Genomic DNA, 9,416 nt, shown 5'->3' on the forward strand with positions numbered 1-9,416 from the left:
ACCAAACCATGCCTGGACAGGTCCCACCATGTGGCCGCCTGCGGATTTGGACCGCCGGTCCGCCGCGAAGTTTCGATTGCATTGCGTGCGCCATCTAAATGCGATGGCAGGCACAATCCGCTTGTCAGAAAAAAATTTCAAAAAATATTTAAAAAAACCCTAAAGTTCTTCGCAGCTCATCCGTAAACAAACGGAGAACCGGCAATCCGGCCGGAGTTTCAGATACTGGAAACAGCCATGACGTCCAACGAAGTCCTCGCAATGTACGAAAATATCGCCGCCCTGACGGGTCGCATGGCGGCTGCCGCCATCGAGGGTGACATGGAAGCGCTGGCGCGCCTGGAAACCCAGTGCGCCATCCAGTCCGCCGCCGCCCGCAACGGCGTGCCCAAGCTGGAAGGCGACCAGCGCAAGCGCAAGATCGACCTGCTCAAGCAGATCATGGCCAACGACCGCGCCGTGCGCGACGTCACCGAACCCTGGATGGGCCAGCTGGACCGCGCCATGAGCGCCGCCCACTGACGCCACCCTCACGCCGGCTCGGCCGGCAGCGACAGCCCCTCCCGATCCGCGATCCGAGGGGCTTTTTCTTGCCTGCACTTCAGTGAGCGGCCGACGCTTCGCTCGCAGCAACCTTGCGCTGGGCGGCCTGGATGCCGTCCATATTCCCCTCGATCCAGTCGGCCAGCTCGCCGACCTTGCGTCCGATCTCCCGGCCGAGCGGCGTCAGGCGGTATTCGACGTGGGGCGGCACCACGGGGTGGGCGATGCGCTGCACGAAACCGTCCTGTTCCAGCCACTGCAGCGTCTGCGCCAGCATCTTCTCGCTGATGCCGCCCACCTTGCGCCGCAGTTCGCTGAAGCGCTGGGTACCGTCCATCAGCGCCACCAGCAGCAGCACGCCCCAGCGGCTGGTGACGTGCTTCAGCACTTCGCGCGACGGACAGTATTCGGAAAACAGGTCGCCGCGGCGGACGCGGTCGGTCAGCGATTCGCTCATTTCTTCCCCTTCGATGATTGATTGAATTATCTCCCAATACTTACCAAAAGGTACGTACTTACCAAAAGTAAGCGCATGTCCTATGATGCATTTTCATCCATTTTGAACAAGGAGTGCGCAATGCTCGTCGTCACCGGAGCTTCCGGCCAACTCGGCCGTCTCGTCATCGCATCGCTGCTGGACCGCGTCCCGGCCGGCGAGATCGTCGCCGCCGTGCGCGACCCGGCCAAGGTCCAGGACCTGGCCGCGCGCGGCGTGCAGGTCCGCCAGGCCGACTACGACCGGCCGGACACGCTGGCCGCCGCCTTCGCCGGCGCGGACAAGGTGCTGCTCGTCTCGGGCAATGCCGTGGGCCAGCGCGTACCCCAGCACCGCGCCGTCATCGATGCCGCCAAGCGTGCGGGCGCCCGGCTGATCGCCTACACGAGCCTGCTGCATGCGGACACGTCGCCGCTGCCGCTCGCGGCCGAGCACAAGGAGACGGAAGCGCTGCTGCGCGCGTCCGGCGTTCCCTTCGTCCTGCTGCGCAACGGCTGGTACACGGAAAACTACCTGGGCGCGATCGAGCCGGCGCTGCAGCATGGCGCCCTGCTGGGCAGCGCCGGCAGCGGACGCATCGCCTCGGCCGCCCGCGCCGACTACGCCGCGGCGGCGGCCGCCGTGCTGGCAGCGCGCGACGACCAGGCCGGCAAGGTGTACGAGCTGGCCGGTGACGACGCCTATACGCTGGAAGACCTGGCGGCCGAGATCGCGCGCCAGTCCGGCCAGCCCCTCGCCTACCGCGACCTGCCGCAGCAGGAGTACAAGGGTGTGCTGCTGCAGATCGGCCTGCCGGAAGGGCTCGCCGAACTGGTGTCCAGTTCCGACGCCGGCGCGGCACAGGGCGGGCTGTTCGACGATGGACGCCAGTTGAGCAAGCTGATCGGTCGGCCGACCACGCCGCTGGCGGCATCGGTGGCCAGGGCATTGGCGTAAGGTCGTCCCGTCGGATAGGCACCGATCCAAGAAAAAACCCGCGCGGCGTGCGGCCTGCGCGGGTTTGCGGGTGGCGGTCGGCAGGGCCGACGGGCCTGAATAGGGAGAGCGAGTGCCAGGCATCCCCTGGCATCGCCTCGTGCCGGTTGCATCCGGCGTCCACCTGCACGCTGTTGGCAGGCGGACCGCTTCCGGAACCAGGCGCTTCCTCAGCGGTCATCCGGTGGTCGCGCCACGCTATCGGTGGTGGCTGCGCCGGATCCTGGTCCGTTACGCGATCATGTAGATCGACGCGAACTAGTATAACGGAAATAAGCCGCTTGTATAGATAATTTCTTTATAAGATTATTCGAGGGTGGGTTCGGCCTCGCGTTCCGGCTGTGCGGGGGGCTCGGCTGCCGCCTGCGCCGGCTTGGTGCGGGCGGTAAAACGCGCCTTCAGCCTGTCGAGCGCGCCCGGCTGTGTCGGCAGGCCGGCATCCCGTCCCTTGTTCCGGCGCCGCAGCAGCGCCACGCCGGCGCCGCCGGCCAGCGCCAGCACGGCGGCCGCGCCGCCGATCCAGCCCCACGGCAACCCGCCCTCGTCCGGCGGCGCTTCCTTGGCCTTGGGCTTGCGCGGCACCAGCGGCTTGATCGCGGAGATCGGCTTGGGCACGGCCGGCTTGCTTTCTTCCTGCGGCGCGGCAGGCGCTTCGGCGTCCTGCTTCTGCTCGTGCTTCTCCTCCTGCTTCTGCTCTTGCTTGTCCTCGTGCTGCTGTTCCTGCTTTCCGGCCGGCTGCGCGGCTTGCGCGGCAGGCTTGTCCGCGTGCGCCGGCTTCTCGCCCTTCGGCGCAGGATGCGCCTCCTCCTTGTTCTCCGCCGCGTCGTGCGCGGGCGCGGCCGCGACGCCCAGCCTGGCCTGCAGCGTCCTGACCTTCTCCTCCAGCTTGCCGAGCTGGGCGCGCAACTCGTCGTTCTTGGCGCCCAGCGCCGCGCACGCCTTCGCTTCGTCGGCCTGGGCCGAACAGGCGGCCGGCCTGGCCTCGGCGTGGCTGGCCGCCGGCAGCTTGAATGCGGGGACGGGGCGCGGCGGCTTCGCGGCGGCGGGCGCTCCCGGCTTGGTCTCGGGCTTGTTCTCGGGCTTGGACTGCGGCTTGACGTCGCGCTTCGGCACCGCTGCCGGTACCGAGGCCGGGGCCGGTGCCGGCGCGGCTGCCATTGGCCGGGCCGCCGTCGGCGGCAGCACGACCGGCGCGGGGACCGGTGCCGGCGCGGGCGGCGGGGCCGGGTTCGGATCCGGCGTCAGCCACAGCGTCACGAGGCGCACCGCGCGCTGGCCCTTGTCGACGAGTTCCACGTACAGGTGCAGGTGGTCGGCATCGACGGGGCGCAGCGTGGTCGCGTGCAGGAACTGGCGGCCGTCGCGGCGCATCACCGACAGGGTCAGGCCGGACAGCGCCGGCGGCACGGCGATGCCGGCGCCGCGGTAGACCTCCGGGCTGGCCAGGCGCACCTGGACCGGGGCGGACGGATCGTCGATCATCGTCAGTTCGACGTCGGCGACGAGCTGCTGGCCGATGTGCGACGCGACCCGGGCGTCGCCCAGCTCGGCGGCGCCGGCGGATGCCAGGACGGCACCGGTGGCGGCGGCGGTCAGGAAGGTGAACATCGAGCGGCGGGGGCGGCGGGCCATGGGCATGCAAAAAGTAGGGGCTTCAGCGTCATTAACGGCTGTTGCGGTACACTCTTTAACGACATTTCTGCCAACTCTGCAAAAACAGGACGCGTCTATGGAAAACAGGATCGAGAAGGACAGCTTTGGACCGATCGAAGTACCGAGCGGTCAACTGTGGGGAGCGCAAACCCAGCGCTCGCTGCACCACTTCCACATCTCCAGCGAGAAGATGGCGCCGGAACTGGTGGCCGCGCTGGCCCAGGTCAAGCGCGCCGCCGCCGCCGTCAACCGCTCGCTGCACAAGCTCCCGCAGGACAAGGCGGACGCCATCATCAAGGCGGCCGACGAGGTGCTGGAAGGCCGCCATCCGGGCGAATTCCCGCTGTCCGTGTGGCAGACCGGCTCGGGCACCCAGAGCAATATGAACATGAACGAGGTGCTGGCCAACCGCGCCTCCGAGATCCTGGGCGGCGAGCGGGGCGAGGCGCGCCTGCTGCACCCGAACGACCATGTGAACATGGGGCAGTCGTCGAACGACATGTTCCCGACGGCGATGCACGTGGCGGCCGCCATCGCCGTGGCCAAGGACGTGCTGCCGGCGCTGGCGCGGCTGCGCGGCACGCTGGAGATCAAGTCGCGCGACTTCGCCGACATCGTCAAGATCGGCCGCACCCACCTGCAGGATGCGACCCCGCTGACGCTGGGCCAGGAATTCTCCGGCTACGTGGCCCAGCTGGAATTCTCCGAGCACGCGATCAAGGCTGCCCTGCCGGGCCTGCTGCTGCTGGCCGCGGGCGGCACCGCCGTCGGCACGGGCCTGAACGCGCATCCGGAATTCGCCAACCGCATCGCCGCCGAGATCTCCTCGCGCACCGGCCTGCAGTTCAAGTCGGCGCCCAACAAGTTCATGGCGCTGGCCGGCCACGATGCCATCGTCGCGGCGCACGGCGCCTTCAAGACGCTGGCCACGGCCCTCATGAAGATCGCCAACGACGTGCGCTGGATGGCGTCCGGCCCGCGCTCGGGCCTGGGCGAGATCACGATTCCCGAAAACGAACCGGGCAGCTCGATCATGCCGGGCAAGGTCAATCCGACCCAGTGCGAGGCGCTGACGATGCTGTGCTGCCAGGTGTTCGGCAACGACGTCGCCATCACCGTCGGCGGCGCCCAGGGCAATTTCGAGCTGAACGTGTTCAAGCCGATGATCGCCCATAACTTCCTGCAGAGCGCGCGCCTGCTGGCCGACGGCATGCGTTCGTTCGACGAGCACTGCGCCAAGGGCATCGAGCCGAACCGCAAGCGCATCGGCGAGCTGATGGAACAGTCGCTGATGCTGGTGACCGCGCTGGCCCCGCATATCGGGTATGATCGCGCCGCGCAGATCGCCAAGACGGCCCAGCACAACGGCCTGACGCTGCGCCAGGCCGCGCTGCAGTCGGGCTTCGTCGACGAAACGCAGTTCGACCAGTGGATCGTACCGATCGAGATGACCCGGCCCGAACAGGCCTGAGGCCAGATCGCCCTACCCCGTCGTCCCCGCGCCGGCGGGGACCCAAGTTCTGCATGCGTTTCGGCGGCAGATGCTGAATTGGGTCCCCGCCTGCGCGGGGACGACGCGTTTTCCGCCTACCTAAATGGGCAGGCTCAACAGTACGCCGCCCGCTAAAAACCAGGGATACAATATGCAAAAGACAACATTTGAACTGACATCGGAGTTCATCGAACTCAACCAGCTGCTCAAGCTCGCGGGCGTGGTGGACAGCGGCGGCGCCGGGAAGCACGTGGTCGCCAGCGGCGCGGTGTCGGTCGACGGCAAGAAGGAACTGCGCAAGACGGCCAAGATCCGCGCCGGCCAGGTCGTGACGCTGGGCGACATCCGGATCGACGTGCGCTGAAGGCTGCGTTGGCGGCTTGCCCGATGCTCCCGGTGGGGGCGCCGGACTAGCCGTCCCCGGCTGGAAATTGCCGGTTTGCGCGCAGACAAACTTGGGCAGACCTCCTTCTTTATATTGAATACGTAACATTCGCCAAAGGTGAAGAAGATGAATACCCCGGACTACAGCCCAACGACGCAGCAGCGACTGATCGGCGACCTGCGTCTCGTCATCGAAAACGCGGAAGAACTGCTCAAGAACACCGATCACTACACCGGCATGGTGTACCAGAACGCCCGCGCCAAGCTGGCCACGGCGCTCAACGCAGCAAACGAGGAACTGGCCCGTTTCGAGGAGGATCAGCTGAACCGCATGATGGAAGCGACGCGCGCCGCAAACGAACTGCACCACGACGACAGCGGCGAAGCGCGCATCCTGCGCGCCTTCTACCACTGAGCACCCGGCCGGCGCCGCGTTCGCGGCGCCGTTCCTCGCCCTACATTTTTCCGTCCACGATCGCCGTCACGCAGCCCGGCGCGAGCCAGCGCCGCAAGGCCGCTCCCACGTCGAATCCCTCGTCCGCCTCGAAGGCCGCGTCCAGCGCCGCGCCGAACGTGCCGCCCCGCAGCAGGCAGCCGAGCGCCGCGTGCTCGGCCGCATCGATGGGGACCACCTCCACCTGCCAGCCGCTGCGCCGCACCAGCGCGTGGCCGGCGCGGTCCAGTACGTCCGGCATGTTCCCCTCCCCGTCCCGGTGCGCCAGCCACACCGCCGGCGTTGCCCAGGGCGAAGCGTGCAGGCGCAGCGCGGGATGCAGCCGTGCGCGGCTGGCCTCGAAGCGGACCGGATCGAGCCCGTCCACGGCCGGCGCCGCATGCGTGTCGGCATCGGGCGCGTACCAGGCCTCGTGCACCAGCCATTCGAGGCGGGCCACGTCCGGTAGATACGGGTAGTCGGCGGCCGGCGCGAACGCTTCCAGGAAGGCCGGCAGCATGGCGCCGAAACGGTTGAGGTCGGGATCCGCGGAAGGATGGGCACGGCCATAAACGCGCGCCAGTCCCGCGAAGAAGTCCTCGCCGACCAATCGGCGCAGCACGGGATAGGCATTGGCCAGCGCGCGCCGCCAGTTGGCCGCCAGGTTGCCGCGGTAGATGCCGAGGCGGCCGGCATCGCCCTTCAGCCAGGGTGCCAGGATGGCATCCCCGCTGCGGTCGAACAGCGCGGCGCCGAAGGCTTGCTGGACGGCAGCGGGGTCGGCGCCCGAAGGGGCCGCCGTCCACGCCGGTGCGCCGTCGCGGGCGGATGCGGGCGCCCCGCCCTCCCGCGCGCCGGCTTCCAGCATGATCGTGCGCGCCGTCTCCGCCTCTTCCAGCAGCACGTCCAGCGGCGGGATGTCGGTATCCCACTCGACCAGGGTCGGCACGGCGCCGAAGCGCGCTAGCGCCGCGCGGTACAGCACCCAGACGGGCGCGGCGACGCGGTCGCCGTGGTGGTCGATCAGCAGCGTTCCCGTGTCGAGGTGGCCGCCCAGGTGCAGTTCGCCCACGCTGCCCAGCGGCAGCGCGGCCAGGGCAGCCAGCGCATCCTCGCCGTGGTTGCGCTGGTTGACGTACAGGTTGTTGACGTCGAGCAGGATGCCGCAGCCCGTGCGGCGCACCAGTTCGGCAAGGAATTCGGCCTCGCCGACGGCGTCCAGCGTGAAACGCAGGTAGGTGGAGACGTTCTCGACGAGGAGGCGGCGCCCCAGCGCGTCCTGCACGCGCGCGACGCGGCCGGCGACGAGGGCCAGCGCCGCCTCGTCGAGCTGCAGCGGCAGCAGGTCGTTGAACTGGCGGTCCCCCGTCGCGCCCCAGCTCAGGTGCTCGGAGACGAGGGCCGGTTCGACCGCCCTGGCCAGGTCGGCCACGCGGCGCAGGTGTTCGTCCGAGAAGCCGGCCGCCGAGCCGAGCCCGAGGCCGACGCCGTGCAGGCTGACGGGATAATCGCGCCGCAGCGAGTCGAGCACGTGCCAGTCGCGGCCCGACCGCGCCAGGACATTCTCGGTATGGACCTCGATGAAGCCGACGCCGGGCCGCCGCTCGAGGAAGGCGCGGTAATGAGGCACGCGCAGGCCGATGCCCACGCCGCTTGCCGCGGGATGGCCGGCCGGCGCCATGGGATTACTTGTCCTGCTTGGGCTGCTGGGCCTTCGGTTCGGTCAGTTTGCCGCCGGCTTTTTCGCAGCTGCCCTTGGGCACCATCTTCCATTCGGCCGGGTCGTTGTCGACGGCGGCCTGGCCCGCGCAGCCGTGCACGGCCGTGCCGCAATCGTTCTGGCCGGCCTTGGCGACGCCATAGCATTTTTCCTGGTCGGCCGCGGCCGTCCCCATCTGGCCCGATGCCGATGCATTGGCGGCGCACACGCCGGCGAGCGCGGCGGCCACCAGGGCTTGACGTTTATTCATGTAGATCTCCATGGAGGCACGCGTCAATATGACGCCAGCCGATTCTATCGAATGCGGGGCGGATATTGAAGGAAAAAAACAATTGTGAAAAGCGGAAAGAAATTCGTACGCCGGCGGGGGGCGGCCTTCGTGCGCCGTGGCAGCCAATATCGAGGACATTGGCCGGGCACGGCAGTGGCAGGGCTCGAGCGGACTACTGTTATATGGCCTGCCCGGCGCGCCGGGTACGTGAGCCGATAACGCGCGGGCCGCCCGCCCGTTGACAGGATTCGTGACGAATTCTTCAGGCGGTCGTATTGACGTGATTACCCAGGTGCGGCGGCAGGTTCTGCTGCGCCGGCGCGGACGCCTGGACGGCTTCCAGCAGCTGGGCGGCGGACGATGCCTGGATGTCCTGTGCTTTCTTGAGCATGGTCATGCCGACTTCCTGGCGCAGGCCGGTATCGGCGAGGCTGGTGGCGAGTTTGGCGATACCCATTGCATCCATGGTGTTCTCCTGTGTGTTCCGCCCGGAATGGGCTATTCGTCATTAACGACAGCGCATCATCCAACTTTAGCTTTTTTTTCCGCCAGGCCGAGATAGGTCTTCATCCAGTCCAGCACGCCGTCCGGATCGTCGAGGTCGAGCCAGGCGACGTGCGGCGCCAGCGCGTCCGGAGCCGGCGCGCTCGACGCCACGGCGACGATGTGCGGATCGTCCGGGTACACGGGCGGCTTGCCGACCTCGGGACGGTAGACCTCCAGCTTGGGCAGCGGCTCCCATTTGTAGCCTTCGACCAGGGTCAGGTCGGCGGGCGACAGGCGTTGCAGGTGCTCGGCCAGCGGCGGCTCCTCGATGCCGCGCAGCTCGCGCATGATCGCGGTGCGGTACGGCGAGGCGATCATCACCTCGGCCGCGCCGGCCGTGCGCATGCGCGCGCTGTCCTTGTGCGGCGGCTCCAGCACGATGTCGTGGTGGCTGTGCTTGATGACGTTCACGCGCACGCCCTCGCCCGCCAGCCGGCCGACGAGGAATTCGAGCAGCGTCGTCTTGCCGCTGCCGGACCAGCCGATCACGCCCATCACCTTGCCGCCGGCCGCCTCCTGCAGGCGCTCCCGGGTCGATGCGGCCGGCACCACCTTGCCGTCGACGCGATCAGTACGGGACACGGTAGCGGGTTCCACGGTAGTTCATCACGGCCGTCTTCGGCAGCAGCTTTTCCAGCACCAGGCCGGGCGCGACTTCCTCGCCCTCGCGGCGCAGCACCTTGTCGACGATTAGCAGGCGGTCGGCCGGATTGGCCGAATACATATAGCCGCCGAAGGCCACGCGCGGCACCTCGCTGCGCAGCGGCTCGGGCAATTGCTGCAGGAACGGCAGGCTGTCTTCGGGCGCCGATACAGGCGTGGGCGCGGGCGCGGCGGCCCGTGGCGCCGGCTGGGCCACGGCCGGCGGCGGCGCGGGCGGCACCGTGCGCGTCGCGGCCGGCG

At 68.4% G+C, this 9,416-nt stretch carries 12 protein-coding genes; 5 read left to right on the forward strand and 7 right to left on the reverse strand.

Annotation, left to right across the window (positions count from 1 at the left end; genetic code table 11):
* Positions 1-237: 237 nt before the first annotated feature.
* The gene (locus tag QPK32_RS05615; protein ID WP_290411781.1) at positions 238-522 is read left to right on the forward strand and encodes a flagellar protein FliT; all 285 of its coding nucleotides are present in this window, start codon (positions 238-240) and stop codon (positions 520-522) included.
* A gap of 79 nt (positions 523-601) precedes the next feature.
* Here QPK32_RS05615 and QPK32_RS05620 read toward each other — a convergent pair whose 3' ends face one another.
* Positions 602-1,000, reverse strand: a complete 399-nt coding sequence (locus QPK32_RS05620; RefSeq protein ID WP_290411782.1) for a helix-turn-helix domain-containing protein — start codon at positions 998-1,000, stop codon at positions 602-604.
* 120 nt (positions 1,001-1,120) lie between these two features.
* On the opposite strand from QPK32_RS05620, the gene QPK32_RS05625 reads away from it, so the two are divergent.
* Positions 1,121-1,975, forward strand: coding sequence for an SDR family oxidoreductase (locus QPK32_RS05625; protein ID WP_290411783.1), 855 nt, complete (start codon positions 1,121-1,123; stop codon positions 1,973-1,975).
* A gap of 345 nt (positions 1,976-2,320) precedes the next feature.
* On the opposite strand, the gene QPK32_RS05630 is transcribed toward QPK32_RS05625, so the two are convergent.
* Positions 2,321-3,646, reverse strand: coding sequence for a hypothetical protein (locus QPK32_RS05630; protein ID WP_290411784.1), 1,326 nt, complete (start codon positions 3,644-3,646; stop codon positions 2,321-2,323).
* A 97-nt stretch (positions 3,647-3,743) separates the two neighbouring features.
* On the opposite strand from QPK32_RS05630, the gene fumC reads away from it, so the two are divergent.
* The 3 genes from fumC to QPK32_RS05645 all read left to right on the forward strand — a co-directional run bounded on the left by fumC (position 3,744) and on the right by QPK32_RS05645 (position 5,958).
* Complete coding sequence (gene fumC, locus QPK32_RS05635) at positions 3,744-5,138, forward strand: class II fumarate hydratase (RefSeq protein ID WP_290411785.1); 1,395 nt, start codon at positions 3,744-3,746, stop codon at positions 5,136-5,138.
* 172 nt (positions 5,139-5,310) lie between these two features.
* Positions 5,311-5,523 carry an RNA-binding S4 domain-containing protein gene (locus QPK32_RS05640; protein ID WP_290411786.1) on the forward strand — a complete coding sequence of 71 codons (213 nt, stop codon included), beginning with the start codon at positions 5,311-5,313 and terminating at the stop codon, positions 5,521-5,523.
* 147 nt (positions 5,524-5,670) lie between these two features.
* On the forward strand, positions 5,671-5,958 hold the full coding sequence (locus tag QPK32_RS05645; protein WP_290411787.1) for a DUF883 domain-containing protein: 288 nt from the start codon (positions 5,671-5,673) through the stop codon (positions 5,956-5,958).
* Positions 5,959-5,998: 40 nt separating this feature from the next.
* On the opposite strand, the gene QPK32_RS05650 is transcribed toward QPK32_RS05645, so the two are convergent.
* From QPK32_RS05650 to QPK32_RS05670, 5 genes are all read right to left on the reverse strand, one after another.
* On the reverse strand, positions 5,999-7,657 hold the full coding sequence (locus QPK32_RS05650; protein ID WP_290411788.1) for a DUF692 family multinuclear iron-containing protein: 1,659 nt from the start codon (positions 7,655-7,657) through the stop codon (positions 5,999-6,001).
* A 4-nt stretch (positions 7,658-7,661) separates the two neighbouring features.
* On the reverse strand, positions 7,662-7,946 hold the full coding sequence (locus tag QPK32_RS05655) for a DUF2282 domain-containing protein (RefSeq protein ID WP_290411789.1): 285 nt from the start codon (positions 7,944-7,946) through the stop codon (positions 7,662-7,664).
* 283 nt (positions 7,947-8,229) lie between these two features.
* Positions 8,230-8,433, reverse strand: coding sequence for a YjfB family protein (locus QPK32_RS05660; RefSeq protein WP_290411790.1), 204 nt, complete (start codon positions 8,431-8,433; stop codon positions 8,230-8,232).
* Positions 8,434-8,489: 56 nt separating this feature from the next.
* Complete coding sequence (gene mobB, locus QPK32_RS05665; protein WP_290411810.1) at positions 8,490-9,008, reverse strand: molybdopterin-guanine dinucleotide biosynthesis protein B; 519 nt, start codon at positions 9,006-9,008, stop codon at positions 8,490-8,492.
* Positions 9,009-9,081: 73 nt separating this feature from the next.
* The coding region (locus tag QPK32_RS05670; RefSeq protein ID WP_290411791.1) for a general secretion pathway protein GspB at positions 9,082-9,416 on the reverse strand (335 nt) is incomplete at its 5' end.

Origin of the sequence: Massilia sp. YIM B02763 (assembly GCF_030412015.1) — a bacterium.
Classification (GTDB): Bacteria; Pseudomonadota; Gammaproteobacteria; order Burkholderiales; family Burkholderiaceae_D; genus Telluria.